1 protein-coding gene is annotated in these 391 nt (G+C 52.4%); it reads right to left on the reverse strand.

All coding sequences use genetic code 11. From position 1 onward, the window contains the following. On the reverse strand, window positions 1-391 hold a 391-nt coding region (locus tag DF185_RS23345; RefSeq protein ID WP_243421820.1), incomplete at both ends, for a replication protein P.

Below are 391 nucleotides of genomic sequence, written 5' to 3' on the forward strand. Positions count from 1 at the left end.
CATACACTTGCTCCTTTCAGTCCGAACTTAGCTTTGATTTCTGCGATCTTCGCCAGAGCCTGTGCACGATTTAGAGGTCTACCGCCCATGACAGGAAGTTGTTTTACTGGTTCAGGGATCGCCTCACCACGGTTAATTCTCGCAGTCATATGGACAAGCTCATCTGCGGCCTTACGGCGTAATTCCGCATCAGTAAGCGCATTGGCCCGCATGTTCTGATACAGGTTGGTAACCAGCCAGTAGTGCGCGTTTGATTTCCACGGATAAGACTCCGCATCCGGATACAGGCCTCGCTTCCGGCAATACTCGTAAACCATATCAACCAGCTCGCTGACGTTTGGCAGTCCGGCGGTAACGGATGCTTCTTCCCGGCACCATGCAACAAACTGCC

The sequence above is a fragment of the Marinifilum breve genome, assembly GCF_003202155.1.
GTDB classification, from domain to species: domain Bacteria; phylum Bacteroidota; class Bacteroidia; order Bacteroidales; family Marinifilaceae; genus Marinifilum; species Marinifilum breve.